23 protein-coding genes, 1 tRNA gene and 1 pseudogene are annotated in these 26,144 nt (G+C 63.0%); 17 read left to right on the top strand and 8 right to left on the bottom strand.

Going from position 1 to position 26,144, the window contains the following annotated elements; genetic code table 11:
• The first annotated feature begins 135 nt into the window (after positions 1 to 135).
• The 6 genes and pseudogenes from dnaG (at position 136) to DCG74_RS01115 (ending at position 8,200) form a co-directional block, all read left to right on the top strand.
• Complete coding sequence (gene dnaG, locus DCG74_RS01140; RefSeq protein ID WP_172789011.1) at positions 136 to 2,136, top strand: DNA primase; 2,001 nt, start codon at positions 136 to 138, stop codon at positions 2,134 to 2,136.
• A 377-nt stretch (positions 2,137 to 2,513) separates the two neighbouring features.
• Positions 2,514 to 4,655 (top strand): RNA polymerase sigma factor RpoD, encoded by a 2,142-nt coding sequence (gene rpoD, locus DCG74_RS01135; protein WP_172789012.1) that lies wholly within the window; start codon positions 2,514 to 2,516, stop codon positions 4,653 to 4,655.
• A gap of 245 nt (positions 4,656 to 4,900) precedes the next feature.
• On the top strand, positions 4,901 to 5,713 hold the full coding sequence (locus DCG74_RS01130; RefSeq protein WP_172789013.1) for an ABC-three component system protein: 813 nt from the start codon (positions 4,901 to 4,903) through the stop codon (positions 5,711 to 5,713).
• A 4-nt stretch (positions 5,714 to 5,717) separates the two neighbouring features.
• On the top strand, positions 5,718 to 5,951 hold the full coding sequence (locus tag DCG74_RS01125) for an ABC-three component system middle component 6 (protein ID WP_172789014.1): 234 nt from the start codon (positions 5,718 to 5,720) through the stop codon (positions 5,949 to 5,951).
• Between the two features lie 62 nt (positions 5,952 to 6,013).
• On the top strand, positions 6,014 to 7,723 hold the full coding sequence (locus tag DCG74_RS01120) for a DUF2326 domain-containing protein (RefSeq protein WP_172789015.1): 1,710 nt from the start codon (positions 6,014 to 6,016) through the stop codon (positions 7,721 to 7,723).
• Positions 7,724 to 7,832: 109 nt separating this feature from the next.
• Positions 7,833 to 8,200: pseudogene (locus tag DCG74_RS01115) on the top strand (DUF393 domain-containing protein).
• Between the two features lie 18 nt (positions 8,201 to 8,218).
• Here DCG74_RS01115 and DCG74_RS01110 read toward each other — a convergent pair.
• Positions 8,219 to 8,455: a hypothetical protein gene (locus DCG74_RS01110; protein WP_157285020.1), complete on the bottom strand. Its 237-nt coding sequence runs from the start codon at positions 8,453 to 8,455 to the stop codon at positions 8,219 to 8,221.
• A 665-nt stretch (positions 8,456 to 9,120) separates the two neighbouring features.
• Here DCG74_RS01110 and DCG74_RS01105 point away from each other — a divergent pair.
• Complete coding sequence (locus DCG74_RS01105; protein ID WP_172789016.1) at positions 9,121 to 9,927, top strand: lytic transglycosylase domain-containing protein; 807 nt, start codon at positions 9,121 to 9,123, stop codon at positions 9,925 to 9,927.
• A 129-nt stretch (positions 9,928 to 10,056) separates the two neighbouring features.
• Here DCG74_RS01105 and DCG74_RS01100 read toward each other — a convergent pair whose 3' ends face one another.
• Positions 10,057 to 10,887, bottom strand: coding sequence for an SDR family oxidoreductase (locus DCG74_RS01100; protein WP_172789017.1), 831 nt, complete (start codon positions 10,885 to 10,887; stop codon positions 10,057 to 10,059).
• A 123-nt stretch (positions 10,888 to 11,010) separates the two neighbouring features.
• Here DCG74_RS01100 and DCG74_RS01095 point away from each other — a divergent pair, with 123 nt between their 5' ends.
• From DCG74_RS01095 to DCG74_RS01080, 4 genes are all read left to right on the top strand, one after another.
• Positions 11,011 to 11,385, top strand: a complete 375-nt coding sequence (locus DCG74_RS01095; protein ID WP_172789018.1) for a response regulator — start codon at positions 11,011 to 11,013, stop codon at positions 11,383 to 11,385.
• 44 nt (positions 11,386 to 11,429) lie between these two features.
• Positions 11,430 to 12,041, top strand: a complete 612-nt coding sequence (locus DCG74_RS01090) for a LysE family translocator (RefSeq protein ID WP_172789019.1) — start codon at positions 11,430 to 11,432, stop codon at positions 12,039 to 12,041.
• A gap of 738 nt (positions 12,042 to 12,779) precedes the next feature.
• Complete coding sequence (locus DCG74_RS01085; protein ID WP_172789020.1) at positions 12,780 to 13,979, top strand: GGDEF domain-containing protein; 1,200 nt, start codon at positions 12,780 to 12,782, stop codon at positions 13,977 to 13,979.
• Positions 13,980 to 14,013: 34 nt separating this feature from the next.
• The gene (locus DCG74_RS01080) at positions 14,014 to 14,640 is read left to right on the top strand and encodes an N-acetylmuramoyl-L-alanine amidase (RefSeq protein WP_172789021.1); all 627 of its coding nucleotides are present in this window, start codon (positions 14,014 to 14,016) and stop codon (positions 14,638 to 14,640) included.
• A 121-nt stretch (positions 14,641 to 14,761) separates the two neighbouring features.
• On the opposite strand, the gene rpoH is transcribed toward DCG74_RS01080, so the two are convergent.
• Entirely contained in the window at positions 14,762 to 15,661 is a 900-nt protein-coding gene (gene rpoH, locus DCG74_RS01075; RefSeq protein WP_172789022.1) for an RNA polymerase sigma factor RpoH, read from the bottom strand.
• 218 nt (positions 15,662 to 15,879) lie between these two features.
• On the bottom strand, positions 15,880 to 16,887 hold the full coding sequence (locus DCG74_RS01070) for an RluA family pseudouridine synthase (protein WP_172789023.1): 1,008 nt from the start codon (positions 16,885 to 16,887) through the stop codon (positions 15,880 to 15,882).
• Here DCG74_RS01070 and DCG74_RS01065 point away from each other — a divergent pair.
• Together DCG74_RS01065 and DCG74_RS01060 are read left to right on the top strand one after the other, a co-directional pair.
• On the top strand, positions 16,886 to 17,230 hold the full coding sequence (locus DCG74_RS01065; RefSeq protein ID WP_172789024.1) for a hypothetical protein: 345 nt from the start codon (positions 16,886 to 16,888) through the stop codon (positions 17,228 to 17,230). The two genes, DCG74_RS01070 and DCG74_RS01065, sit on opposite strands and share 2 nt — an antisense overlap.
• A 57-nt stretch (positions 17,231 to 17,287) precedes the next feature.
• Positions 17,288 to 17,362: transfer RNA gene (locus tag DCG74_RS01060), tRNA-Glu, on the top strand.
• Between the two features lie 160 nt (positions 17,363 to 17,522).
• Here the strand turns inward: DCG74_RS01060 and DCG74_RS01055 are convergent.
• Positions 17,523 to 17,942, bottom strand: a complete 420-nt coding sequence (locus tag DCG74_RS01055) for a CBS domain-containing protein (RefSeq protein WP_025032135.1) — start codon at positions 17,940 to 17,942, stop codon at positions 17,523 to 17,525.
• 187 nt (positions 17,943 to 18,129) lie between these two features.
• A complete protein-coding gene (locus tag DCG74_RS01050; RefSeq protein WP_172789025.1) occupies positions 18,130 to 18,600 on the bottom strand; it encodes an aminoacyl-tRNA deacylase in 471 nt (156 codons plus the stop codon).
• A gap of 441 nt (positions 18,601 to 19,041) precedes the next feature.
• On the opposite strand from DCG74_RS01050, the gene DCG74_RS01045 reads away from it, so the two are divergent.
• A complete protein-coding gene (locus DCG74_RS01045; RefSeq protein WP_172789026.1) occupies positions 19,042 to 20,859 on the top strand; it encodes a DEAD/DEAH box helicase in 1,818 nt (605 codons plus the stop codon).
• Positions 20,860 to 20,881: 22 nt separating this feature from the next.
• Here the strand turns inward: DCG74_RS01045 and DCG74_RS01040 are convergent, their stop codons facing one another.
• Positions 20,882 to 21,835, bottom strand: coding sequence for an alpha/beta hydrolase (locus tag DCG74_RS01040; RefSeq protein ID WP_246709015.1), 954 nt, complete (start codon positions 21,833 to 21,835; stop codon positions 20,882 to 20,884).
• A gap of 186 nt (positions 21,836 to 22,021) precedes the next feature.
• Positions 22,022 to 22,456, bottom strand: coding sequence for a hypothetical protein (locus tag DCG74_RS01035; RefSeq protein WP_172789028.1), 435 nt, complete (start codon positions 22,454 to 22,456; stop codon positions 22,022 to 22,024).
• A 333-nt stretch (positions 22,457 to 22,789) separates the two neighbouring features.
• On the opposite strand from DCG74_RS01035, the gene DCG74_RS01030 reads away from it, so the two are divergent.
• The 3 genes from DCG74_RS01030 to DCG74_RS01020 all read left to right on the top strand — a co-directional run bounded on the left by DCG74_RS01030 (position 22,790) and on the right by DCG74_RS01020 (position 26,114).
• Complete coding sequence (locus DCG74_RS01030; RefSeq protein ID WP_246709016.1) at positions 22,790 to 24,280, top strand: amidohydrolase family protein; 1,491 nt, start codon at positions 22,790 to 22,792, stop codon at positions 24,278 to 24,280.
• Positions 24,281 to 24,283: 3 nt separating this feature from the next.
• Positions 24,284 to 25,219 (top strand): GTP-binding protein, encoded by a 936-nt coding sequence (locus DCG74_RS01025; RefSeq protein WP_172789030.1) that lies wholly within the window; start codon positions 24,284 to 24,286, stop codon positions 25,217 to 25,219.
• Positions 25,220 to 25,343: 124 nt separating this feature from the next.
• The gene (locus DCG74_RS01020; RefSeq protein ID WP_373569510.1) at positions 25,344 to 26,114 is read left to right on the top strand and encodes an urea carboxylase-associated family protein; all 771 of its coding nucleotides are present in this window, start codon (positions 25,344 to 25,346) and stop codon (positions 26,112 to 26,114) included.
• Positions 26,115 to 26,144 lie beyond the last annotated feature (30 nt).

Genomic DNA, 26,144 nt, shown 5'->3' with positions numbered 1-26,144 from the left:
TCGCGCTCCGCGCCCCCGGAATGACGCGGGCTGTGAACAGCGCGGATAAGCCCGACAAACCTGGCCTTTGGCCGCGCCGCACCTATATCCCTGATCCTTCGCCCGACTCACCCCGGTTCGCGCTACACAGAGCCCATGCGCTTCACGCCCCAGTTCCTCGACGAGCTTCGTGCCCGGCTTTCGGTCTCCGAGGTCGTGGGCAAGCGCGTCAAGCTGAAGAAGGCGGGGCGGGAGTGGAAGGGGCTGTCGCCGTTCCAGCAGGAGAAGACGCCGTCCTTCTACGTCAACGACCAGAAGGGTTTTTACCACGACTTCTCCTCGGGCAAGCACGGCGACATCATCAGCTTCGTGATGGAGACCGACGGCCTGCCGTTCGCCGAGGCCGTGGAGCGTCTCGCCAACATGGCGGGTCTGCCGCTGCCGGCGGTGACGCCCAACGCGGCGCGCGAAGAGCAGCGGCGGCGCTCGCTGCATGACGTGATGGATCTCGCGGCGAAATTCTTCGCCGAGACGCTGGCCTCGCGCGTGGGCGCGAAGGCGCGCGGCTATCTCGCCGATCGCGCCATCTCGCCGGCGACGCAATTGCAGTTCCGCCTCGGCTATGCGCCGGGCGAGAAATTCGCGCTGAAGGAGCATCTCGGCAAGCTCGGCGTCTCCGTCGACGACATGGTCGAGACCGGGCTGCTCATCGGCGGCGAGGACATTCCCGTGCCTTACGACCGCTTCCGCGATCGCGTGATGTTTCCGATCACGGATCTGCGCGGCCGCGTCATCGCCTTCGGCGGGCGCGCGCTGGAGAAGGACGTTCCGGCAAAGTACCTGAATTCGCCGGAGACGCCGCTCTTCCACAAGGGCGACAATCTCTACAACCACCAGACCGCGCGCAAAGCCACCCATGACGGCAGCCAGCTGATCGTGGTCGAAGGCTATGTCGACGTCATCGCCATGGTCACCGCCGGCTTTGCCGGCAGCGTCGCGCCGCTCGGCACCGCGCTGACCGAGAGCCAGCTCGCGCTGCTCTGGAAGATGGCGGACGAGCCGATCCTCTGCTTCGACGGCGACCGCGCCGGACAGAAGGCGGCGTATCGTGCTGCGGACCTTGCCTTGCCATTCCTCGCACCCGGCAAGAGTCTTCGCTTTGCGCTGCTGCCGGAAGGGCAGGACCCTGACGATCTCGTGCGCTCGGGCGGACGCGGCGCGATCGAGGAGGTGATCGCCGCCGCCCGTCCGCTCGCCGACATGATCTGGTCGCGCGAGCTCGAAGGCGGCAATTTCGCCACGCCCGAGCGGCGCGCCGCGCTCGAGGCCCGCATCAAGGATCTCACCAACGGCATCCGCGACGAGGTGGTGCGGCGCTATTATCGCGACGACTTCGTCGAGCGGCTGCAGCGCACCTTCGCGCCCGAAGGCGGGCGCGGCTTTGGCGGCCGGGGCAATTTCCGCCCCGGTGGCGGCCGGCCGTTCCAGCCGCGGAGCGGGCCGAATCGATTCGGCGGACAAGGGTTCGGCGGCGGCCGTCGCGGCGCCCCGGGTCCGACCCTGCTCCCCTCCGGCCCCTACCAGGCGGCGAGCCCCCAGTTGGCGGCAAGCCCGATCATGCGGGGCCAGCGCAGCGCCATCTCCCGTCGCGAAGCCCTGATTCTGCAAAGCCTGATCAACCACCCCTGGCTGCTGCACGAGCATTTGGAGGAGGTCGCCGCCCTGGAGCTGGCCCATCCCGAGGCCCACAAGCTCCGGGCCGGCATCATCGCCGCCTTCGCCAACGACCATCACCACTCGCCGGACCCCGGCGAGCAGGCCGAAAGGATGCGCGGCGACCTCGAAAAGGGCGGATTTACTCAAACTCTTCAAAGGGTTGAGAATGTCATCACGACCCACGCGGTGTGGGCCGCCCGCGAGGGCGCGGCCCGGGATGACGTTCTTGCCACCTGGCACCAGCTGGTTGCCTTGCATCGGCAATACCATTCACTACTTAGAGAGCTGAAAGACGCCGAGCTGGCCTTGGGGGAGGATCCCAGCGAGGCCAATCTGGCGTGGCTGCGAGACGTCAAGGCTCGGATAGGCGAAGTCGACGGTACCGAGGCCCTGATCGAGGGTTTTGGCGAGCTGTCGGGCCGGCTCCAGAAGAGCATGTGATGAAAGAATCATGCGGACGGCCGCGGCCGGAACCGCTAAAAGACTCGCCAAATCCTAGGTTTGGCGGCAAAAACAGGGTTAATCGAGGCTTAACGGTCTTGTAGCACTTTGGCCCGGAGGCGGCCGCAGGCATAACAGACGCGTCAGGAATGAATCCGCGCAATCGCTGTTGGCACTACACCTGCATCCGCCGCGACAAAGAGGCTGACGAAGCGTTAGGCAATTCCGGCGAGAGAAAGTTGGGGGTGGCGAGAGGTTTGTGCGCCGCCCTTTCCGTGTCGAGAGCTGCCGAAGCGAGAGCGTCGAGCAACAGGTTCATGTGAATTCACGCGAAGGCGCGGCGGGCGTCTCGCATGAAGCGCGTTTAGGAGCAATGGATGGCCACCAAGGCAAAGACGCTGCAGGCGAAGGACAAGGAAAAAGACGACAAGGCAGCGGATGCGCCGGAGAAGGATTCCCAGGACGCGCCCTCGCCCTTGCTCGACCTGTCCGACGCGGCCGTGAAGAAGATGATCAAGCAGGCCAAGAAGCGCGGCTTCGTGACCTTCGATCAGCTCAACGAAGTCTTGCCGTCCGACCAGACCTCGCCCGAACAGATCGAGGACATCATGTCGATGCTCTCGGACATGGGCATCAACGTCACCGAAGCCGACGATAGCGAAGGCGAGGAGGAGAAGGACGAGGGCGAGGACGAGACCGACAACGAGCTCGTCGAGGTCACCCAGAAGGCGGTCACCGAGGTCAAGAAGAGCGAGCCGGGCGAGCGCACCGACGATCCCGTGCGCATGTATCTGCGCGAGATGGGCACGGTCGAGCTGCTCTCCCGCGAAGGCGAAATCGCGATCGCCAAGCGCATCGAGGCCGGCCGCGAGGCGATGATCGCGGGCCTCTGCGAAAGCCCGCTGACCTTCCAGGCCATCATCATCTGGCGCGACGAGCTCAACGAGGGCAAGATCTTCCTCCGCGACATCATCGATCTCGAAGCGACCTATGCCGGCCCGGACGCCAAGGGCGGCATGAACACCGCGATGATCGCAGGTCCCAATGGCGAGGGCGGCGAAGCCTCTGCCGAGGGCGGCGAAGCCACCGCGTCCGCAGCCGCGCCCGCCCATGTCGCGCCGCCCGCGGCGCCGCCGTCACCGACCCCGTTCCGCGCCGCGCCTGCCGGCGGCGGTGCTGATGCCGGCGAGGAGAAGGATCCCGGCGAGGCTGCGGCCGAAGCCGACATGGACGACGACGAGTTCGAGAACCAGATGTCGCTCGCAGCGATCGAGGCCGAGCTCAAGCCGAAGGTGGTCGAGATCTTCGATCGCATCGCCGACAGCTACAAGAAGCTGCGCAAGCTTCAGGAGCAGGACATCCAGAACCAGCTCCAGAACGAGTCGCTCTCGCCGCACCAGGAGCGCAAGTACAAGAAGCTGAAGGACGAGATCATCGTCGAGGTGAAGTCGCTGCGCCTCAACCAGGCCCGCATCGACTCGCTGGTTGAGCAGCTCTACGACATCAACAAGCGCCTCGTCTCGCATGAGGGCCGCCTGATGCGCCTTGCCGACAGCCACGGCGTCGCGCGCGAGGATTTCCTGCGCAACTACACCGGCTCGGAGCTCGACCCGCGCTGGCTCAACCGCGTCTCGAAACTCTCGGCCAAGGGCTGGAAGAACTTCGTCCACCACGAGAAGGACCGCATCAAGGACCTCCGCCACGAGGTGCATCAGCTCGCCGCGCTGACCGGCCTCGAGATCGTCGAGTTCCGCAAGATCGTGCACTCCGTGCAGAAGGGCGAGCGCGAGGCCCGCCAGGCCAAGAAGGAGATGGTGGAAGCCAACCTCCGTCTCGTGATCTCGATCGCCAAGAAGTACACCAACCGCGGCCTGCAGTTCCTCGACCTGATCCAGGAAGGCAACATCGGCCTGATGAAGGCGGTCGACAAGTTCGAGTACCGCCGCGGCTACAAGTTCTCGACCTACGCCACCTGGTGGATCCGGCAGGCGATCACCCGCTCGATTGCCGACCAGGCCCGCACCATCCGCATCCCCGTGCACATGATCGAGACGATCAACAAGATCGTGCGCACGAGCCGGCAGATGCTCAACGAGATCGGCCGCGAGCCGACCCCGGAAGAGCTCGCCGAAAAGCTCGGTATGCCCTTGGAGAAGGTGCGCAAGGTCCTCAAGATCGCCAAGGAGCCGCTGTCGCTGGAGACGCCGGTCGGTGACGAAGAGGATTCACACCTCGGCGATTTCATCGAGGACAAGAACGCGATCCTGCCCATCGACGCCGCGATCCAGTCCAACCTGCGCGAGACCACCACGCGCGTGCTCGCCTCGCTGACCCCGCGCGAAGAACGCGTGCTGCGCATGCGCTTCGGCATCGGCATGAACACGGATCATACGCTGGAAGAAGTGGGGCAGCAGTTCAGCGTGACGCGCGAGCGTATCCGCCAGATCGAGGCGAAGGCGCTGCGGAAGCTGAAGCATCCGTCGAGGAGCAGGAAGCTGCGGAGCTTCTTGGATAACTAGGACGTGTCACCCTCGAATCCCGTCCGAGGGTGATACGCACGTCTCCTCCTCCTCCTCGAAATGCTGCTAAGGGGCAGCGTGCGCCCATTGCTGTCCAATTGAGGCTCATCCGATCGAATGAGCAGCTCATTCTTTGGATAGCTACAGTTATTTGCCTCTCGATAAGTAGCGGAACCCTCGCTATTGTGCATCCATGCAACGACAGCGTGTGTCTATTGATTCGTTCTTTCGATTAGGTCTGTACTGTGGCCACCAAGCAAAGGGTATCCAAGACGGTTAAGGGCAAGTCTCCGGCCAAAAAATCGCCCAAACGGTCGTACTCATCGAAGACCCTCAAGATCCTTTTTGGACTGTCGGGCAACAAATGTGCTGTGCCAGGATGCGATAATCCCATTATCAAAGCCGGTACTGCTCTTTCCGATGAGCTCGTAGTTGGTCAGATTTGCCACATCTACGCCGCCAGCGATGACGGTCCGCGTGGCAAGAAAGGTCTAACTGCGGCACAGAAGAACGCGCCAGACAATCTGATCCTGTGTTGTCCAACCCATCACGTAGTCGTGGACGGCCAGTATGCAGACTATCCCGCTTCCAACTTGCTAGAATGGAAGAGGACGCAGGAGCGAGCTTATAGAACCCGACTTTCGTACAGCATCAATGCGATTGGATATTCGGAGCTGGAGGTCGTAGCAAAGGCTCTAATGTCAAGTGAAGCGTCATTTGCTTCCGACACAAAGATCATATCCCCCAGGGACAAGATCAAGAAAAACAAGTTGAGTACTTCCGTGGAGTTCCTTCTCAATTTGGGCGCGGCGAAATCCCATGAGGTGGAGATGCTTCTCCTGCAGGCTGCTCAACTTAACGCTAGTTTTCCCGAACGATTGCGGGAGGGCTTTGTTGCACGTTACAAGCAACTAAAGAGCGAAGGGTACAATGGAGATGATCTATTCTACTCCTTATATGACTGGGCGGGCGGCGGCGGAGCCGACCAATCGAGAGAGGCCGCAGGACTATGTATCCTCTCACACCTCTTTGTGATCTGTGACGTGTTTGAGAAGTAGGGAAATGACAGCTCTTCCCAACAGATACGTTCCCATCGACTACTCGATTGTCGGCTTGTCATCGACCCTGCTTGAGTTGGTGTCGCAGAATGAGACCGTCTCATCCCTGTGGGAGAAAGTTTCAGCAGACGAGAAGATTCGTACCTTTGATAGGTTTGCGGATGCGTTGAGTCTTTTATTTGCCGCAGGACTTATAGATTTGGAGGGCGGAGTGATCGTTCGTCCTCGATCGAGTTGACCATGCTAACGCGAGTTCGGTCCGACATCAGCACCTTCAACGAGGTTCCTCTGCTAGATGGCATGAACATAATTCTTGCTGACCGCGCGGAAGACTCAGAAGAGACTGAGAGCACCAATGGTCTTGGGAAGTCTACCTTTGTAAGGATCGTTCATTTCTGCTTGGGATCAGATTTTGCACGAGAGAAAGTTCTCAATCATCCTGAGCTAAAGGGTGCCACCTTCTTTCTGGATTTTGTTTGGAATGCTCTAAATTGTACGGTTTCGCGCAGCACCGTCCGCGAAAAGCACGTGCGCGTTACGAGCAACTTTCTCGTGGGACTAGATATCGAGACTGTTGACGTAGGATCAGGCGTCTCAGAAATTTCCCTAGATGCATGGAAGGTCGCTCTGGCTGAGCGCTACTATCCAGAAGCGGCTGTGGGTGAGATGAAATTCTCTCCTTCTTTTCGTGACCTTGCAGTCTATTTGCTTCGACTTGGAAAATCAGCATTTGTTGATCCGCAAAATGCGTTCCAAAATCAATCGGGGGCATCGAAGCGCCTGTGCACGAGCTTTTTGCTGCGTCTTAATTGGGGAAAGCAGCGGGAAATCGAGTCGCAGATACAGGCACGCGATCGCAACAAGGCCGCCATTGAGGCGTTTAAGACTGCAGAGGAATCTCAAGCCACGCTATCTATTGGCGATTTAGAAGCTCGGCGAGTGGCATCCGAATTGCTACTTCGAAAGAAGAAGGAAGAAGTTGAGAGCTTCAATGTTCGGTCTGACTACAAGGACCTCGAAGAGGCCCTCCATGCTCTCGATCGGCGGTTACATGATCAAGTCAATCAGAATTTTTCCGATCGTCGATTGTTAGACTATTATCGTGAGAGCGCGCGGGCTTTGCCTGAGATTGATCCCGAGAGGCCTCTCGCGATTCTGCGCGACGCGGGCGCAGTCTTTAAGGAGGAGGCTCTCAGGACGATTGATGCCGTCTCGAAATTTCACCGCGACGTTTATCGCAATCGAGAGGAATTTCTCAGCGGGGAAATCAAACGACTATCGGCTGAGATAGAAAGGCGCACGGCCGAGATAGATCGTATTTCGGTGGAGAAGACGCGACTTCTCAGGATACTGAATTCCAGCGGGGCAATTGAGACCCTCATAGAACTCCAACGTTCGTACGCTGATCTAAATGCTCAGCACGAGGTGCTGGTTTCGAAGATTGATGAGCGAAAGAAGTTTGACCGGTTGGACGATGAGCTAGCCGTATCAATTTCTAGGCTGAAGGCGCTTCTTAAGACAGATCTGGATGACCGAAGGCAAGCTGTCGACGAGGTTCGCGCCCTTTTCGCAGAATATACGTCTGCTCTATATGGCGTGCCTGGGCGTTTGAGTGTCGACGTTGGAAAGGCTGGTTATCGATTTTCGTTTGTTATCGATCGTGAGGGCAGTGATGGCGTTGGGCAGATGGTGGTGTTCTGCTTTGATCTTGCCGTCGCGACGATTTGGGCGAAGCTAAAGAAGGGCCTGGGCACGCTTGTTCATGATAGTACGCTTTTCGCTGACGTAGATCCTCGACAAGTTGCCTCGGCTTTGAATTTGGCCAGTCAAAAATCAAGGGAGTTTGGCTTTCAATATATCTGTTGCTTGAACTCGGGCTTGGTTAGTGGGAAAGACTTCAATTTCAAGGTCGATCCCTTCGTGAGGATACGTCTCACTGACGACAGCCCTAAGGGCCGATTGTTAGGAATGCGGCTCCGGCCGCGGGAACAGGAGGATTTTCAAAGCTAGCGAGTCAATCGAGAGCTCGGTGGGATCCATCCCTCAAAAGGCGGCGGGCTGAAAGCCCACGGTTTTTGTGCCTACTAGCTGCAGCGCTCAGCCACCGAAGTCGATCTCTATTGCCTGCTTCGGAAATGACACCCGCTGCCCCGTCTGCGACGCCGGCATCGACTGGCAGCGCAACAAGCTGCTGGCGCTGGTGCGTGCGGGCACGGTCGAATTCAGGGACATCAACGAGCAGCCCGATGCGCTCGCGCATTCGGTGCGTCGCTCGACGAAATCAGGCGGCGCCTGCATGCGACCGATGAGGCCGGGCGGCTCATCGTCGGTGCGGATGTCGCGATTGCGCTCTGGCGGTTGACGCCGGGGGAGGGGTGGCTTGCGGCGCTATCAGGCAATCGCGCGGCGCTGCCGGTCACGCGGTTTGTCTATGACCGGTTTGCCGATCTGCTGTTTGCCTGGAATAGATGGAGCGGGCGCTGGTGAGCGCCTGCCTTAGCCCGCCTACTTCTTCTTCGCCCCGACCCGCTCGATCCGCTTGATCTCCAGCGCCGGCTTGCCGCTCTTTTCCGCGATCTCGCGGTCCTGCTCCATGATGAAGGCGCGGGCGGGTTCGTCGCCGTCGAGGCCGCCCAGGAGCTCGGCTGGCACGCGGCGGTTGGAGCGTTGGGAATCGTCGGCATAGACGACGTTGAAGAAGGCGAATTCGCCTTTGGGGTTGGTTCCGGGTTTCTTGGCCATGGCGGCTTGTCCTCGATCAGGACGCCGCAGTCAAATGACTTTCGGGATCGCCGCCATGCAGCAGCAATGGCGCTGAGGTCTGCGCGATCGGCCGGCAAAATCTGTTGCTGATGAAAGCGCGATGCGCTTCGGACGAGGTCGATGCGAAGCCTTCAATAAACGGCGGGCCGAAGCCCGCCGTTTATCTCTTCAGCGTCGCCCGGGGCTGGCGGGGCGACAACCTAAAATAGAAGGTTATCGCTTGTGCGCTGCCATGGCAAGGCCAATCGTCGCGTGAGGATGTCGCAGCAGGCGCATCAGATATGCAGCTGATGGTCATCGCGAGTTCCCCAAATTTCGAAAAGCAGATGCTTTGGATCATCGAAGTATTTTGTTCATCTTGCCGCGCGCTCGCAACGCAGCGAGAGCGCGCGGGCGTCAACGTCTGGAGCTTGCGATGTTGGCACAATACCACTGTTTTGCCCGACAGTCAACGTTGATTCGGAAAAACCGTAAGTGTCATCGCGGGACTTCTACCGTGCATGGGGTTGTTTTGCAGTTTTTGTTTCGGCGCCGTCGGTCGGGGGCACCGATATCATTGATCTGGTCGCTTTGACGCTCGCGGCGTTCCCGGGCATGATCCTTAGCACTGCTTCGCACTGGGATTCTCTGGGGGTTTGCTCCACATGCCGAGACTGCTTCTCGCCGTTGCCTTCGTCGTGTCTCTGGCCGGCGGATCGGCGCAGGCCGCCCGCTGCGGCGGCGACTTCAACGGCTTCATCGCCAGCATGGCGCAGGAGGCGCAGGCTGGCGGCGTCTCGGCAGGCGTGACCAATGCGGCGCTCAGCGGCGTGGCGCCCGACCCTGCGGTTCTCGCCTTCGACCGGCGCCAGCGTTACACCTTCAACAAGACCTTCGAGCAGTACGTCTCGACCCGCGTCGGCCCCGGCCGCATCAATGGCGGGCGCGCGCTGCTGCAGCGCCATGCCGCGCTGCTGTCGCGCATCGAGCAGCAGTTCGGCGTGCCGCGCTATATCCTCGTCGCGATCTGGGGCCTCGAGAGCGATTTCGGCAAGGGCGACACCGGCAAGCTGCCGGTGATCCGCACGCTGGCGACGCTCGCGCATGATTGCCGCCGCACCGATCTGTTCCAGGGCGAGCTGCTGGCCGCGCTCAAGATCGTGCAGCGCGGCGACCTGCCGCTGCGCGACCTCATCGGCGCCTATGCCGGCGAGATCGGCCAGACCCAGTTCCTGCCGTCGTCCTACATCAAGTACGGCGTCGATTTCGACGGCGACGGCCATGTCGACCTCCGCCACAGCATCCCCGACGTGCTTGCCTCGACCGCGAACCTCCTGAAAACGAGCGGCTTCAAGATGGGCCAGCCCTATGGCGAGGGAACGCCGAACTTCGAGGCGATGCGCGAGTGGAACCGCGCGGTGGTCTATCGCAAGACGATCGGTTATTTCGCCGACCGGCTGATGGGGCAGTGAGGGAGACACCCCGCCGGCCACACTCGTTATTGCGAGCGCAGCGAAGCAATCCAGAGTCTTTCCGCGGAGACAGTCTGGATTGCTTCGCTGCGCTCGCAATGACGGTGGAGAGACATTGCCTCCCCCAACTCACGTCCCCTTCGCCATCTTTTCCAGCTTCCGCTGCAACGGCGCCCAATACGTCCCAGGGCGGAAGCGCTGCAGCAGGTCCATGAAGCGGGCGTCGTTGCCGATCAGGATGCGCGGCTCGTTCCGCTCGATGCCCCGGATGATGCGCAGTGCGGCGTCCTTCGGCGAGGTCTTCGCCGCGTTCTCGAACCGCTCGATCGATTGCGCGCGGCGGGCATTGTCGGTGACGCCGACGCCGGTGCGGGCGTTGCGCGCGATCGCGGTGGCGACGCCGCCGGGATGCACGACCGACAGCTTCACCGGGCTGCCCGCGACGCTGAGCTCGTGCCGCAGGCTCTCCGAGAAGCCGCGCACCGCGAACTTCGCCGCGGCGTAGGCCGATTGGCCCGGCGGGGCGATGATGCCGAAGATCGAGGAGAGGTTGACGATGTGCGCCTCGCCCATCGTCTTCAGATGCGGCAGGAAAGCGCGCGTGCCGTGCACCACGCCCCAGAAATTGATGTCGAACAACCAATCCATCTGGGACTGGTCGATCTCCTCGAACGAGCCCATCAGCGCAACGCCGGCATTGTTGACGACGATGCCGAGGGCGGGATGCGCGGCGATGGCCTCGCTTGCGAATTGCGCGATGTCATCAGGCTCGCCGACGTCGACGCGATGCAGGCTGACCTTGCGCGTTGTTCCGATCTCTGCTCCGAGCGCCTTCAATCCGCCCTCGTCGCGATCGGCCAGCGCGAGGTCGCAGCCGCGTTGCGCGAGCTCGATCGCCAGTGCCCGGCCGATGCCGCTCGCGGCTCCCGTGATGGCGGCAGCGCCCCGAATCGTCGTCATGAATTTCCCCCGTCAAGCCCCTGATGATGGAACTATGCTTTACATTTTTTCAGAATGGAACCGAACCGTAGCGGGTCTCGGTTTTTAACATTCGTTATGGAGGCAATGCATTGGGAGCCGCCGATGGGACAAGCGACGCCATTTCGCGCGACAGCGCTGATCGTTGAAGACGACGCCATGCAGCGGGAGATGCTTTGCGTCCTGCTGGAGGAGAGCGGCTACCAGGTCATCCAGTGCGAGAGCGCCGAAGCCGCCGAGCGCGTCCTCGACAACAACGCCGGCGCGCTCTGCCTGATGCTGACCGACGTCCAGTTGGCCGGCCGCATGAACGGCGTCGAGCTCGCGCATGTCGCCAAGGACCGCAATCCGAAGCTCGACGTCGTGGTCACCTCGGGCCGCCCCCTGAAGCAGCCCTTGCCCGACGGCGCCAAATTCTGGGCCAAGCCCTGGGCGCCGCTCGACGTGCTGCGCGAGGCCGAGATCGCTCAGCTGTCCTGACGCGCTCGCTTTCTCGGAGCGCGCTGCGGTGATAAGGTCGGGCCATGACCTGGTCCTTCCTGCTCACCTCGCTCATCGTCGTCGCTTCGCCCGGCACCGGCGTGCTCTACACGCTGGCCGCGGCGCTGACCCGCGGCTCGCGCGCCAGCGTGGCGGCCGCCTTCGGCTGCACGCTCGGCATCGTGCCGCACATGGCGGCGGCGATGCTCGGCCTTGCCGCCGTGCTCCACACCAGCGCGCTCGCGTTCGCCGCACTGAAATGGTGCGGCGTCGCCTATCTGCTCTACATGTCCTGGCAGGCGCTGCGCGAGACCGGGGCGCTGGCGGTTGGCGGCGAGATCACGGAGCGATCGAGCAGCCGCGTCATCGTCACCGGCTTCCTGATCAACATCCTCAATCCAAAGCTGTCGATCTTCTTCCTCGCCTTCCTGCCGCAATTCATCGCGGCGGAGGAGGCCCATGTGCTGGCGCGCATGCTGGAATTGAGCGGCGCCTTCATGGCGATGACCTTCGCGGTGTTCGTCCTCTACGGCTTCTGCGCTGCCGCGGTGCGCGAGCGCGTCATCTCCCGCCCGGCCGTCATGGCCTGGCTGCGCCGCAGCTTTGCCGCCGGCTTCGCCGCACTCGGCGCCAAGCTGGCGTTGTCGGAGCGGTAGGTGTCTCGTCACCTCTCCCCGCTTGCGGGGAGAGGTCGGATTGCATCGAAGATGCAATCCGGGTGAGGGGGTACAGATATCTCGACCGCCGCGCGTGTGGATAGAAGCCCCTCACCCCACCCTCTCCCCGTAAGAACGGGGAGAGGGAGCGAGAGAGTGGAGCGGGTCCAATCCAATAAAAAAGCGGGCCTTGCGCCCGCCAATTTCGATCGACCCGACGCCCGGGCGGAGCTGAGTCCACCCGGGCAAAGAAACAGAAGCCTCGTTACTTCTTCTTCGCCTTCTTGGCCTTTTTCGCCTTCTTCTTCGCCGCCTTCTTCGCTTTCTTAGCCATAGTATCCTCTCAAGGGTTAATGGTGGAACGCGACACGAGGGATGCTCGGCGGAGGGCCAGCCTCGCAACATCCTCGACGACAAACTCAGCAGATTCGCAGCCGGCTGCCCCGCGTCGTCACATCCGTGTCATCCTGTTATCCACAGCTCAGATGCATTTTCGGGTGATTTTTGGTCGCGAATCCGCCTCACGCGCCAGCACGGCCATCGGCGGCGACAGACTTAACGATCCGACAATGGCGCGTGTCGTTCATGAATCCAAAACCAAGGGCGCGTTTTCAGAGGTCGCAGTGAGACTCCATTAAGCGCAACCGTCGCATTGTCTTCCGCAAGAAAACGGGGATGGGTCATGGATGGACGGCTGCCGGCAACGGGGGGCGGGACGCGGCGCGTGCTGTACGCGCCATGCTGAACGTACCGACATTGTGGACGGTCTTCGTCGTCAACTTCCTGGCGCTCGGCGTGATCTGGGCCTACGTGACGCGTTCCTATCCGAATTTCGCGGCTGCGCGGTTCTGGATGGCATCGGCCTTCGTCGGTGCGGCCGGCGCGATGACGGCCTTGATCCGTCTGTTCGTCGCCTCTCCCCTGCCGCTGCTGCTCGGCGCTGGCGGCGTCATCGCTGCGAGCTGCCTCGCCGCCATGGGCATTCAGCGCTTCTACGATCGGCCGGTGTCGTGGCGCCTGATGACCGCGACGGGGTGCTTGAGCCTCGTCGGCGTCGTGGTCTTCATGGTCGGCTTCGAGCACATGCAGCTGCGCATGCTGAGCTACACGTTCGGACAGGCCCTGCCGCTGGTGCTGGCGCTGCGTCTGTTGTTGTCGCCGGAAGGCCGCGTCAGTCCGGGCGCCAAGCTGTCCGGCATCGTCATCCTCAGCATCATCGCGATTCTGCTCGTGCGCACCGTGGGCAATCTGCTCGGCTACGATCTCTCGGCGCGCGCCGGAGGCCAGGCCCATGCCATCATGGTGCTCGGGCTGCTGTTCCTGTCGATGACCCTCAATTTCGGCTTCCTGCTGATGGCGATGGACAGCTTGCGGGGCGAGGTCGCCGACCTCGCGCTGCTCGACGATCTCACCGGCGTCGCCAACCGGCGGCATCTGCTGCAGCGTCTGTCCGAGGAATGCGCACGGTCGGAGCGCAGCGGCGAGCCGTTCTCGCTGCTGGTGATCGATCTCGACGGCTTCAAGACCATCAACGACACCCATGGCCATGCCGCCGGCGATGCCTGCCTCAAGCACTTCACCCTGATGGCGCAGACCCGCCTGCGGCCCGGCGACATGCTCGCCCGCACCGGCGGCGACGAGTTCTGCGTCGTGCTGCCGTCCTCGTCCCTGCGCGAGGCTGCCGCGATCGCCCGCCGCGTGCTCGAGGTCTGCCGTCAGGACGCCGCCAGCTGCAGCGGCCGCGACATTCCGATCGCGATCTCGATCGGGGTTGCGGAGTGGGATCGCGGCATCGGCGCATTTCCCGACCGGCTGATGGCCAATGCCGACCACGCCCTCTATGCCGCCAAGAAGAACGGCAAGAACGATTTTGCGGTCTATGACCCCGCCCCGCCGCTGGCGCCCGAGGCTGTCGGGACGGTGCGGACATTCGCGTAAAGCCTGTTAGGCTCGGCGTCGCATGGGGCCCTGCATGATGATGTTTCGCCTGCTCGCGGCTGTCCTCGCCGCTCTCGTTCCGATCGTCTCCGCCGCTGCTGCGGATGCCGAGCTCGCCAGGCTCGCGCGCGCCTCCGGCACGCCCGACATCCCCGGCCTGAAGATCGTCTGGCTGGCGCCGTGGGGCGAGGTCGGCAACGCAAGACCCTGGCGCAACATCATCGTGCACCAGACCGAGGGACCGGCCGGCTCCGCCCGCGGCGGCGCGCAGGCGCAGGCGAGGAACCCGACGCGGCGCGGCGTTACGGTCTGGGTCGAGACCGACGGCACGGTCTATTGGGCGGTCGCCGAGAACCTCGTGCCGACCCACGGCGACGGTGCCAACCGCAATGACAACAAGTACATCGACAACCGGCCGACCTACCGCCAGGTGGTGCGCGACAATTCGATCGGCGTCGAGTTCGCCGGCAATTATCCTGATGTGACGGCGGGGCCGACCGAGGCGCAGGTCGCGGCGTGGAAGATCCTCGTTCGGGTGCTGCGCGCGCGCTACGACATCCCGCCCGAGCGCGTCTATGCGCACAACTGGATCGACTACAAGGACGCCCGCTATTGCGAAGGCTGCATCCTCGCGACGATGGCACGGGAATGGGGCGAGTAGGCGGTGTGCCCGCACACCCCGCTATCGGGTGCAGCTCCCATCACAGCAACAAAAAAGCCGGCGTTGCCGCCGGCTTTCTGTCTCTTTCGATCCGCCAATCTCTGGCGCTGAACCGCCGCGCTTAATGCGCGGCTTCCAGCGCGGCCTGTTCGGCCTTTGCGATCGTGCCCTTGACCGCGGACTGCACCTTCTCGAAGGCGCGAACCTCGATCTGGCGGACGCGCTCGCGCGACACGCCGAACTCGGCAGCAAGGTCTTCCAGCGTCATCGGCTCATCGGCGAGGCGGCGGGCCTCGAAGATGCGGCGTTCGCGCGGGTTGAGCACGCCCATGGCGCCGTTCAGCGCGTCACGGCGGTGATCATATTCCTCGTGCTCCGCCATCATGGCTTCCTGGTTGGGCGTGTTGTCGACCAGCCAGTCCTGCCATTCGCCGGCTTCGCCGTCGTCGCGGATCGGTGCGTTGAGCGACGCGTCGCCGCCGAGGCGGCGGTTCATGTCGATCACGTCCTGATCGGTGACGCCGAGGCGCTTGGCGATCACCTTGACCTGGTCGGGGCGGAGATCGCCTTCGTCCAGTGCGTTGATCTTGCTCTTCGCCTTGCGCAGGTTGAAGAACAGTTTCTTCTGGTTCGCGGTGGTGCCCATCTTCACGAGCGACCACGAACGCAGGATGTACTCTTGAATCGACGCCTTGATCCACCACATGGCGTAGGTGGCGAGACGGAATCCCTTCTCGGGTTCGAAACGCTTCACCGCCTGCATCAGGCCGACATTGCCTTCCGAGACGACCTCGGAGATCGGCAGGCCGTAGCCGCGATAGCCCATGGCGATCTTGGCCACGAGGCGGAGATGGCTGGTGACGAGTTGGTGCGCCGCGTCGCGATCGTCATGCTCGCGCCAACGCTTGGCGAGCATGTACTCCTCCTGCGGTTCCAGCATCGGGAACTTGCGGATCTCGGCGAGGTAGCGGGAAAGGCCGGATTCTCCATTGAGGACCGGCAAAGCAGCGGTACGGGCCATAGTGCGCCCTCCAAAAGGTTCAGGCCCCCGATAGCGGCGGGCCAGGCAGACGACCGCTGTGTTAAAGCCGGCCGTAGCTGCGATGTTCCGCGTTGGTGATTTCAACGCAGGCGCAATATACCCCATCGGGGGTCAAAAAGGGAAGGATTGCTGACGTCACGTCCCCGTGTGGCAGCTATAACTTTTTGTAATGTAAAGGCTTTCTGAAGCGGCCTGCGTCATAGCGCCGCTTTGAGGGTGCGTTCGAGGAGAAGCAAATCCTCCGGCAAAGGCGCCTCCCAGTGCAGTAATTCTCCCGTCCTCGGGTGCTCCAATACCAGCAGGTAAGCGTGTAAGGCCTGCCGCCCCAGCGCCGCCAAAGCTGCCCGCGACTCGGGGCCGAGCTGGTTGGCCTTGGTCTTGAAATGCGGGCCATAGACGGCATCGCCCATCAGCGGGTGGCCGATATGGGCGAGATGGACGCGGATCTGGTGGGTGCGGCCGGTCTCGAGCTCGCAGGCGAGCAGGGCGGCGACACCCTTGCCGTCGCGCCCATGAAAGCTCTCCAGGATTTCCCAATGCGTCACCGCCTCGCGGCCGCCCTGGCGCACAGCCATCTTCTCCCGCGCATGCGGATGGCGGTCGATCGGCGCATCGACGGTGCCGCGGTGGCGGTTCGGGACCCCCCAGGCAAACGCCATGTAGCCGCGCCGCATCGCGCCGGTTCGGCCGTGGTCGGCGAACTGGGCCGACAGCGAGGCATGGGCGAGGTCGTTCTTGGCGACGACCATCAGCCCCGTCGTGTCCTTGTCCAGCCGGTGCACGATGCCGGGCCGGCGCACCCCGCCGATGCCCGACAGCGAGGCGCCGCAATGGGCGATCAGCGCGTTCACCAAGGTGCCGGTCTCGTGGCCGGCCGCGGGGTGGACCACCAGGCCCTTGGGCTTGTTGATGACGATGATGTCGTCGTCCTCGAACACGATATCGAGGGCGATATCCTCCCCCTTGGGCTCGGCGGGCGCGGCCTCCGGCACGTCGATTATGATCGTATCGCCGGATGCGACGTGATAAGCGGGGTCGCGGACCGCGGAGGCCTTCAGGTGCACTGCGCCCGCCAGGATCAGGGCTTTCAGCCTCGATCGCGACAGCTCCGGCAGGCGCGCCGCCAGCACGCGGTCGAGCCGGGGCGAGCCCTCGGAGCCGGCGACGACAACCTCCAACCTTTGCGCTGACCCAGAGCTTTCCATGACGACGTCTGATACCGCTGTTCCCGAACCGACCCCCGAGCAGGCCGTGCTGTTCGCGCGGGTGCGGCGGATGATGCTGATCGCGGGGTTGACCACGGCGCTGGCGATCTGCGCCGTGCTGATCGCGGTGGGCTACCGCCTTTTCAAGTCCGAGGGAAGGGCGGCCGAGCCGGCGGGCGATGTCACCGCAACCCTGCCCAAGGGCGCCAAAATCGTCTCGACCGGGGTCGCCGGCGACCGCCTCGTGGTCACGCTGGATCTCGGCGGAATCATCGAGATCCGCACCTTCGACGCCCGCACATTGAAGCCGGCCGGACGGCTGAAATTCGCCAATGAGCCGTAAAAGGCCCGTCGGGGTCCTTGCGGCGGACAAATTTCGAGGCTATTGGCTAGCCCTCACGCTCCCTTCGTCTAGCGGTTAGGACGCGGCCCTCTCAAGGCTGAAACAGGGGTTCGATTCCCCTAGGGAGCGCCAAATTCGCGATATCCCAGCGCAAAACGCAAAATAGGCCATATCGCGACGTTGCTTCTGCGTCGCGCGTTGTTGCATGAGCGCATGAGTCCGGCTCCCCTTGCCGCCTGCGCGGGCGGGGGATCGCGACAGGAGCCCTGGCCATACGTCCTGGCCGGCAAGCTCAGTGATGCGCCGAAACGCTCCTGACGGTCTCGGTCAGCATATCACCCGATGAGGAATGGCTGACGTCACCCAGGCTGATGATGCCGACCATCCGCTTGCTCTTGTTGATCACCGGCAGCCTGCGGACCTGCAGCTTCTCCATGTGATGCATCGCCTTGGCGAGGTCATCGTCCTCGCGGCAGCAATGGATGCCTTCGGTCATCACGTCACGTGCCTTCGCGCGGCCGGCATCGAAGCTGTGGCTCGCGAGTCCTTTGCAGACGATGTCGCGGTCGGTCACCATTCCGACCAGCTTGTCGTCCTCGCCGATCGGAATGCAGCCGATGTCATGCGCCCGCATCAGTTTGGCTATCTCGGTGATTGGCGTATCGGGGCTGACCCAGTCGACACCCTTGTGCATCACGTCTTTGACTTTCATGGCGAGCCTCCGTTCGTGGGTTTCAAGTGCGTTGATGCAATCAATGCAGCGGCACCCCCAATCTTCCGAACTCCGACCAGACAAGCGCAGACACTCTCGCCGCCACCTGCTGATCAGTATGACGGCGACCTCGCGGCCAGAGTTCCGCCCAGGATCGCAACGGCAATGGGCGGTCTCCAAAAAATCCTCAGTCATGCGCGCTGAAGCGCCCATGCGGTGCGTTGGCCATCAGGCGCGCAAACTGCGCGTGACCCATATGGAGCAGCGTCTCATGATCGCCGGCTTCCATATAGATGTCCGGCTGTGCCTCGATGCTGTCGTCGACGATCGTTTCCAATCCGTAGCATTTGCCGACGGCGGGAACCGCACCGTGTGCACAGTCGCTGAACAGCCGATTGACCTCGGTTTCATTGGCCATGTGGACATTGTCGCCGAGGCTTGTCCTCAGGTCCGCCAGACGGAGATGATGCGATGCGGGCAAGATCGCCAGCATGTATCCGCCGTCGCGCCGCAACACGATGCCCTTGGCGAGGCGGTCGCCCGGGATATGGCATGCCTCGGCCGTTCGAGCGGACGTCATGCTGAGTTCGTGCGGGATCACCTCGTACTGGATGTTCTCAGCGGCGAGGTATTTCTGGAGCGTGGGAGCAATGGCCATGGCATCACCTCCGATGCGGAATGCAAACCATCCACCGTGAGGTCGATCCTGCAGTCTCTCGCCATACGATGGGCGGCTGCTGACTAGAGACCCAACATAGGTCTTCCATCCGCAAGCTGCAATTCATCATGGTTGACCAACTTCATGGCGAGATGGTCAGCCAATCGTACTGTCCAGCGGTGGAGAGTATGGTGATGCCGCACTGCGCTTCCTCCTTCGAACCGGCGCCGGCTGCGCTCCGTTTGGTGACATCAGGCATCGTCGAAGTTATATAGCAATTTCAGGGACATAAGCGTTTGCGATGTTGTTCTGAAAAGCGCGCCATCCAAATCCTAAGCCATTGAAAACCCCCACACTCTAGGCAACCATGTGAGCCTGGAGAGACCGCCTTGTTGCACGTAGCTCACAAGGTGGTCCGCTAATGGTGCTCGCGGTCGTGACATGGCAATCCTGATCCCGAGTCTCGGCTTCGCGCGCTTCGACAGCCGTGGGGAGCTACGACTGGCGGAACGACTGAAGGACTTTCTCGAAGAGAACGCCGTCGTTTGGCACAACCTACCTGTCGGGCCTCGCAACCGGCATCCGGATTTCATCATCATTCATCCCGCGAACGGCCTGCTCGTGCTCGAGGTGAAGGACTGGCGCCTGGAGACGATCGTCTCAGCGGACAAGACGAAGGTCGAGCTGCTGACAAGTCGTGGTGAGGTGCGGGAAAGCAATCCGCTGGAGCAGGCTCGCAAATATACGTTCGAGGTCATGCGCACGCTGGAGCGCGACGGGCAATTGTTGTTTCCGCGGGGGCATCGCCTCGCGGGCCGGTCCATCGTTCCGTTCGGCTTCGGGGCCGTGTTCACCAACATCACGCGCAAGCAGTTCGACCAGACCGATCTCAAGGAGGTGTTCTCCGAGCATCTCTGCCTGTTCAAGGACGAGATGACGGAGGGCGCCGACGCCGAGGAATTCCGGTCGAGATTATGGCGCATGGTTCATCCGCGTCTCGAAGAGCCGCTATCCATGCCGCAATTCGACCGCCTGCGCGCGCTGCTGTTTCCGGAGATTCGCATACGGCAGATTGCCCTGCCTTTGGACGATGCGCCTCGCGCCGATTCTTCGGATCGCACGCTTGCGGTCATGGACCTGCATCAGGAGCAGTTCGCGCGCAGCCTGGGCGAGGGGCATCGCATCATTCGCGGCGTCGCCGGATCGGGCAAGACCCTGATCCTCGCCTTTCGCGCCGAGTATCTGGCGCGAGCGGCGGCAAAGCCGGTGCTCATCCTGTGCTACGCCAACGGCATTGCCGGCCGGCTCGAGGATGCCATGCAGAGCAGGGGCGTCGAGGACCGCGTTCAGGTTTTCACCTTCCACTCGTGGTGCTACCGGATGCTGCGGACTTACGGGATTCCGGCCCCGTCCGAGCGAGACTATCCAGACTACGCAGAGCGCCTGGCTGCGAGCGTTTCAGAGGTCGTGAAGGCGGTCGATCAAGGCCATATCCCGGCGGAGCAGTACGACGCCGTCCTGATCGACGAGGCACACGACTTCGAGCCGCAATGGCTCGCGCTTGCGGCCAAGATGGTGAACCCGCGCACCAAGGCGCTGATGGTCGTCTACGACGATATCCAGGCCATCTATAAGGGGCGTGAGCGCCCGGTGTGGAGCCAGCTCGGCATTGAAGCCAAGGGCAGAACGACCGTGCTGAAGGTCAACTATCGCAACACCGCCCAAATCGTTGCCTTCGCAAGACGGTTCGCCGCGGACGTCATCGGCGCTCCCGGCATCACGGCCGACGACGAGCACGCCATCCTGCTGCCGGAAGATGCGGGCCGGCAGGGATTGGAGCCGGACGTGCGGCGGTGCGTGAGCATCGACGCAGAAGCTCACTGCGTCGCCGAGTGGTTTCTCGACCGCAAAAAAGCCGGCTACGAGTGGTCGCAGATGGCGTGTCTCTACCCGGAGCACTGGATCGGCGGGCGGGTCGCGCAGATTCTCGCCAAGCATGGCGTGCCGATCGACATGGCCAAGGACAATCGCAACAGGGTTTCGGTCAAGCGGGTGGCCGTGCGGTTCTTGAGCATGCACAGCGCGAAAGGGCTGGAGTTTCCCTGCGTCGCCATTGCCGGCTTGGGCCTGCTCGGCCGCCACGGCGAGACCGTCGAGGAATGTGTCCGCCTGACCTATGTCGGGGTCACCCGGGCAACTCACGAGGCGCTCCTGACGTATTCGAGCGAGTCGGCATTGGTGCAGCGCCTGATCGCTTAGACGAATGCGTGCAGGCGCTGTTTCACGCCGTCGTGCCGTCGATCGAGCGGCGGATCACCTTCTGCACTTCCGTATTCGACAGGAACAGATCGTGGTTGATGATGCCCCAGCCTTCCTGGGAGGCATCGACCACGCGCACACCGAGCCCCGCGATGGCGGCCTTCTCGGCCGCGCCGACGCGGGTCATGCCGCCTGCGAGCTGCCCCGACAGTGCCAGTGCACGATCGTTGGTCGAGGCGATCACCGTGATCTTGCCGGCGAGCGGACCGATGCGCTGGATCGCCGACGAGAACACGTCCATGTCGATGTCGGGCGCGGCAAACACCACCGCGCCGATCTTGCTCGTCACCGTGTCGCCGTATCGCCCATGGAGCTGGCGCAGGCTTTCGAGCGTGAGCATGGTTCCCATGCTGTGCGCGACGATGTGCACGCGGCCGCCGCCTGGCGCCGACACCAGCGCCGAGAGCACGCGCTCGAAATTGTCGCGCGACCACATCGCGCTGTCGCGGTCATAGGCATAGTCGAACAGTCCTGCCTTGGAAGGCCAGGAGAACGCCATGGTCCGGCCGCGGAACTTGATCCCATCGGAAAGATGGGCCGCATCCAGCACCGCCGTCTCGAATGTCTGCTTGAAGCCGTGCACATAGATCAGCACGTCTCCTCCGCCGGCCTGCGCAGCGAGATCGCCGGCGTCAGTCGGCACCGGCTCGATCCGGTCAAGACGCCAATCCTCGAGTCCAACCGAGGCGAGGGAAAGTCGGCTCTCGTCCGGCGCCGCCAGCTTCGCCCGCGCGATCGTCATGCTCGTCGCACGCTCCGGCCCGAACCAGGGTTTCGCTCGGCCGCCGTTTACGGGCTTGCGCGTGGTGACGACGAGCAACGTGGGGTCAACGGACAGCGACGAGGCGTCAAAGCGCGCGCCGGTGGCACCGAGGCCAGCGCATCCGCCGAGCGCGAGCGCGCTCCCTGCAGACATAAGCCCACCGAGCACGGCGCGGCGCGACATGGAATGATTTGTGTGTAGAAGACGTCGGCCTATCACAAGGAACCCATCGGAACTTGCCCCCGACAGCATCGCCCCATCTGCTCTCTGAATGACAATGGAGGCGAGATCGCGGCGGAGCCGCCTCGCGCATGTCATGGCGTTCAAGTGAATGCCGGGTCAGTCGACGATCTCGATGGAATGGATCTGGCACCAGTCGCGTAATGCCCGTTCCGTCGCCTTGTTGCGGTAGTGATGCCAGGCATCGATCGCTCCTCGTCGGGAGAGCAGGCCCTTGAACTTCTGATAGGCGCCGCGTTTGCTGAAGATGTAGCGAACGTCGTCGAGATCGTTCGGCAGGAACTCGCGGACGAAGGCAATCACGAGAGGCTTGCCCAGGTCGAGGTCTCGTGTGTTCGGGATCTTCAAGTATTTGGTCTGGTCCTCAATATCGTCAGGCAGGTCGTCATCCTCGATCTCCTCCAGGTCGTCCTGATCGAACTGGTAGTAGATCTTTCCTGTCTGCCTGCAGACGAAGGTGTGGCATTGCCCCATGCCGCCGTCGATGTCGGCAAATTCAAAAGCCTGGACGATGTCTCCGAATTTTACGGGCATGGGACACCTTGCCAACGGAACGACGGCGCAATGTCTGCGATCGACCCGAAGAGTATAAGCGGATCGTCCTTCGAGGCAATGAACCCTCCCAGTGTCCAGAAGGCAACAGCCCCGGCGTCGACGGGCAAAACACCCCGATCCGCTGTCAATCCCTCCCGCCAAAGATATTCCACTTTGCCGAAATTCTCCCAGCACGGACCTGCCTCCAGCAAGCATGCCGCCTCGGCGTCCGTGGTGGTGGCCGTTCTCCCCAGAATCTGCACTATGCGTTCCGCCTCCGAAGCTGCTGCCGGGCCTTTGGAGATTTGGCAATTTGCTTTTCGGAGTGACGAGATGAGTGGTTTGGTGATCTCTGGCGGCCGGGTGGTGGATCCCGCGAGCGGGATGGACGCCGTCGGTGATGTGGCGGTGGTGGACGGCAAGGTCGCCGCCATGGGCACGGGTCTCGGCGACGCCGAGCGGGTGATCGACGCCACAGGCCTCGTGGTGGCGCCCGGCTTCATCGACCTGCACGCCCATGGCCAGTCGATCCCGGCCGACCGCATGCAGGCCTTCGACGGTGTCACGACGACGCTCGATCTCGAGGCCGGCGTGCTGCCGGTCGCGTCCTGGTATGAGCGCCAGGCGCGGAAGGGCCGCGTGCTGAACTACGGCGCGGCCACCAACTGGGCCTTTGCCCGCATCGGCGCGATGACGGGCTCCAACGCGGAGAGCTCGCTGGAGGCGTTCGGCAACGCCATGCGTGATCGCCGCTGGATGGACAACGTCGCGACCGATGCGGAGGTCGCAGGCATTCTCGAACGTCTCGCGCGCGGCCTCAACGAGGGCGGCATCGGCATCGGCATTCTCAACGCCTATGCGCCCGGCGCCGGCGTGCAGGAGCTGACCGCGGTGTGTCAGCTCGCGGCCGCCAATGACGTGCCGACCTTCACCCATGTCGCCTTCATGTCGCGCATCGATCCCGAGAGCGCGGTGGAAGCCTATATCCGCCTGATCGGCTATGCCGGCGCCACCGGCGCGCACATGCACATCTGCCATTTCAACTCGTCGAGCAAGACCGACATCGAGCGCTGCCGCGTGCTGATCGAAAAGGCGCAGGCGCAAGGACTGCCGATTACGGTCGAGGCCTATCCTTACGGCACCGGCTCGACCGTGCTGGCCGCCGCCTTCTTCAGCGATCCCAAATTCGTCGAGCGCAACGGCACTGGCTACGATTCCGTGCAGCGCGTCACCGACGGCTACCGCTTCCACGACCGCGAGGAGCTCCTGAAGGCGCAGGCCGAAGAGCCGTCCTCGCTGGTGCTCTGGCACATCCTCGACACCGAGAACAATGCGCATCACCGCGACCTGCTCGACATGTCGGTGCTGTATCCCGGCGGTGCCATCGCCTCCGACGCGATGCCGTGGACGCTGTCCGACGGCTCGACATATACCGGCGACGCCTGGCCGCTTCCGGATGACGCCACCTCGCATCCGCGCTCGGCGGGCTGCTTCACGAAGTTCATCCGCGAATGGGTGCGCGAGCGCAAGGCGGTGTCGCTGCTAGAAGGCGTGCGCAAATGCGCGCTGATCCCGGCCGAGATCCTGTCGCAGAGCACGCCGGCGATGCGCGCCAAGGGCCGGCTTACGAAGGACGCGGATGCCGACATCGTCGTGTTCGACTATGAGAAGCTCTCTGACCGCGCTACCTTCACGGCGATGAACCGCCCGTCGGAAGGCGTGCGGCACCTGATCGTCAGCGGTCAGCCGTTGATCAGCGACGGCATTCTCGATGTGACGGCGCGGCCGGGAAGACCGGTGCGCCGCCCCGTCGTGGAGAGCTGAGCCATGCCGGTCCCGGTTCTCCTGGTGACGGGTTTCCTCGGGGCCGGCAAGACCACCTTCGTCAACCATCTGCTGGCGCATGCGGACGGGCGGCGCATCGCCGCCGTCGTCAATGATTTCGGCGCCATCAACATCGATGCGGAGCTGATCGCGGGCGCGAGCGACGGCGTGGTCAGCCTCGCCAATGGCTGCATCTGCTGCTCGCTCGAGGGCGATCTGCTGCGCACGCTCGCGACGCTGCTGCGCCGTGATCCCAAGCCCGACTATATCGTCATCGAGACCAGCGGCGTCGCCGATCCCGCCGACATCGTGCGCAACCTGATGGACCCGGTGATCCTGCGCGAGGCACCGCTGGAGACGGTGCTCTGCGTGATCGACGCGGGGACACCGCCATCCGCCCTGGACGACGCGCTGCTGCGGTCGCAATTGCGCGTCGCCGATATCGTGGCGCTCAGCAAGCTCGATCTTGCGGACGCGGACGCGGGCGCGGGAACGCGGATGCGCGAAGCCATCCGCGCCCAGCGGGTCCCCGCCGTAGTGGTCGAGGCGAACCACGGCGAGATTCCGTCTGCGCTGCTGTTTCCGGCGAACGACGGCCGCGCGTCCACCCCGCGCGAGGTGGGACCGAAACGACCTGCGGAAGAGCGATTCGAGACGCTGAGCTGGACCTCGGACAAGCCGGTCTCTCTGCCCGGCCTGCAGCAGGCCATCAGCCGCCTTGCGCCGAAGCTGGCGCGCGCCAAAGGCCTGTTCGAGACGGTCGAGCAGCCCGGCCGCATGATGGTGTTTCAGTTCGCCGCCGGCCGCGCCACGCTCGCGCCAGGCGAGGCGCCGCCGCAAGGCGTGCCGCGGACACGGATCGTCTTCATCGCCGAGCTTGGCGTGCTCTCGAAAGCCGAGCTTGACGGGATCATGGAGGGGTGTGTTGCGGGGGGCTGAGGCAAGGCGGTAGGGTCAACCGCTACCCCCTGGAGGCACCGCCCCCTTCTCTTGCTGCGTCGATCCGAGACCGAACAATGCCCCCAAATACGTCTATCCCGCCGGGACGATGCCCGGGCCGGATATGGCCACGCTGGAAGCTGCCCGCCGTGCGATGATCAAGACGCACGAGCTCATCGTGCCGCCACGCGATGCCCGTGCCTTTCGCGTGGCGCGCGGCCAGTTCTTCCGCATCGTCAGCATCGAAGGCCCTCAGGTCGGCGACCTCAATCTCTGGAACGCGGACAATCTCTCCGAGCGCTTCTTCAGCGGCAAGACGCGGGCGCTCCATGGCGCGCATGTCGGCATCGGTGACCGGCTCTGGAGCAATATGCCCTATCTTCGGCCGATGGCGACCATCAGTCACGATACGCTCGGCTGGTACGGCTTCGACGCGGACGGCGCCGGCATTCACGATGTGATCGGCACGCGCTGCGATCCCTATACGAATCTCCTCTTGAACGGCACGGCTTACGATTTTTGCTGCCACTCCAACCTGTCGCGTGCGCTGGCGACCGAACTGAAGATGGAGCCGCATGCGGTGGAGCATCATGTCCACGACGTGCTCAACGTCTTCATGTGCACCGGCTTCACTAAGGACACGCACCAGTATTTCATGAAGGCAAGTCCGGTCCGCCCCGGCGACTTCATCGAGTTTTTCGCGGAGATCGACCTGCTCGGCGCGTTGTCGGCCTGTCCGGGTGGCGACTGCAGCGCAACCCATTCCAGCGATGCCGCGGCATGCCATCCGCTCAAGATCGAAATCTTCGAGCCGGATCGGACGACCCTGAAGGGCTGGACCTGGCCCTCGCCGAGTGCTTATCACCGTCACCACGGGACGCATGCGGGAAGCTGAATCTCAGTCCTCGACCGGTAGTCCGTCGCC

It is taken from the genome of Bradyrhizobium sp. WBAH42 (genome assembly GCF_024585265.1).
Taxonomy (GTDB): Bacteria; Pseudomonadota; Alphaproteobacteria; order Rhizobiales; family Xanthobacteraceae; genus Bradyrhizobium.
This window is presented reverse-complemented; position numbering and strand designations above follow the sequence as displayed.

Excerpts from the sequence above, each read along its gene's own strand:
- dnaG (WP_172789011.1), top strand. The coding sequence starts at position 136 with ATGCGCTTCACGCCCCAGTTCCTCGACGAGCTTCGTGCCCGGCTTTCG.
- rpoD (WP_172789012.1), top strand. The coding sequence starts at position 2,514 with ATGGCCACCAAGGCAAAGACGCTGCAGGCGAAGGACAAGGAAAAAGAC.
- DCG74_RS01125 (WP_172789014.1), top strand. The coding sequence starts at position 5,718 with ATGACAGCTCTTCCCAACAGATACGTTCCCATCGACTACTCGATTGTC.
- DCG74_RS01120 (WP_172789015.1), top strand. The coding sequence starts at position 6,014 with ATGAACATAATTCTTGCTGACCGCGCGGAAGACTCAGAAGAGACTGAG.
- DCG74_RS01110 (WP_157285020.1), bottom strand. The coding sequence starts at position 8,455 with ATGGCCAAGAAACCCGGAACCAACCCCAAAGGCGAATTCGCCTTCTTC.
- DCG74_RS01105 (WP_172789016.1), top strand. The coding sequence starts at position 9,121 with ATGCCGAGACTGCTTCTCGCCGTTGCCTTCGTCGTGTCTCTGGCCGGC.
- DCG74_RS01100 (WP_172789017.1), bottom strand. The coding sequence starts at position 10,887 with ATGACGACGATTCGGGGCGCTGCCGCCATCACGGGAGCCGCGAGCGGC.
- DCG74_RS01095 (WP_172789018.1), top strand. The coding sequence starts at position 11,011 with ATGGGACAAGCGACGCCATTTCGCGCGACAGCGCTGATCGTTGAAGAC.
- DCG74_RS01090 (WP_172789019.1), top strand. The coding sequence starts at position 11,430 with ATGACCTGGTCCTTCCTGCTCACCTCGCTCATCGTCGTCGCTTCGCCC.
- DCG74_RS01085 (WP_172789020.1), top strand. The coding sequence starts at position 12,780 with ATGCTGAACGTACCGACATTGTGGACGGTCTTCGTCGTCAACTTCCTG.
- DCG74_RS01080 (WP_172789021.1), top strand. The coding sequence starts at position 14,014 with ATGATGATGTTTCGCCTGCTCGCGGCTGTCCTCGCCGCTCTCGTTCCG.
- rpoH (WP_172789022.1), bottom strand. The coding sequence starts at position 15,661 with ATGGCCCGTACCGCTGCTTTGCCGGTCCTCAATGGAGAATCCGGCCTT.
- DCG74_RS01065 (WP_172789024.1), top strand. The coding sequence starts at position 16,886 with ATGACGACGTCTGATACCGCTGTTCCCGAACCGACCCCCGAGCAGGCC.
- DCG74_RS01070 (WP_172789023.1), bottom strand. The coding sequence starts at position 16,887 with ATGGAAAGCTCTGGGTCAGCGCAAAGGTTGGAGGTTGTCGTCGCCGGC.
- DCG74_RS01055 (WP_025032135.1), bottom strand. The coding sequence starts at position 17,942 with ATGAAAGTCAAAGACGTGATGCACAAGGGTGTCGACTGGGTCAGCCCC.
- DCG74_RS01050 (WP_172789025.1), bottom strand. The coding sequence starts at position 18,600 with ATGGCCATTGCTCCCACGCTCCAGAAATACCTCGCCGCTGAGAACATC.
- DCG74_RS01045 (WP_172789026.1), top strand. The coding sequence starts at position 19,042 with ATGGCAATCCTGATCCCGAGTCTCGGCTTCGCGCGCTTCGACAGCCGT.
- DCG74_RS01040 (WP_246709015.1), bottom strand. The coding sequence starts at position 21,835 with ATGTCTGCAGGGAGCGCGCTCGCGCTCGGCGGATGCGCTGGCCTCGGT.
- DCG74_RS01035 (WP_172789028.1), bottom strand. The coding sequence starts at position 22,456 with ATGCCCGTAAAATTCGGAGACATCGTCCAGGCTTTTGAATTTGCCGAC.
- DCG74_RS01030 (WP_246709016.1), top strand. The coding sequence starts at position 22,790 with ATGAGTGGTTTGGTGATCTCTGGCGGCCGGGTGGTGGATCCCGCGAGC.
- DCG74_RS01025 (WP_172789030.1), top strand. The coding sequence starts at position 24,284 with ATGCCGGTCCCGGTTCTCCTGGTGACGGGTTTCCTCGGGGCCGGCAAG.
- DCG74_RS01020 (WP_373569510.1), top strand. The coding sequence starts at position 25,344 with ATGGCCACGCTGGAAGCTGCCCGCCGTGCGATGATCAAGACGCACGAG.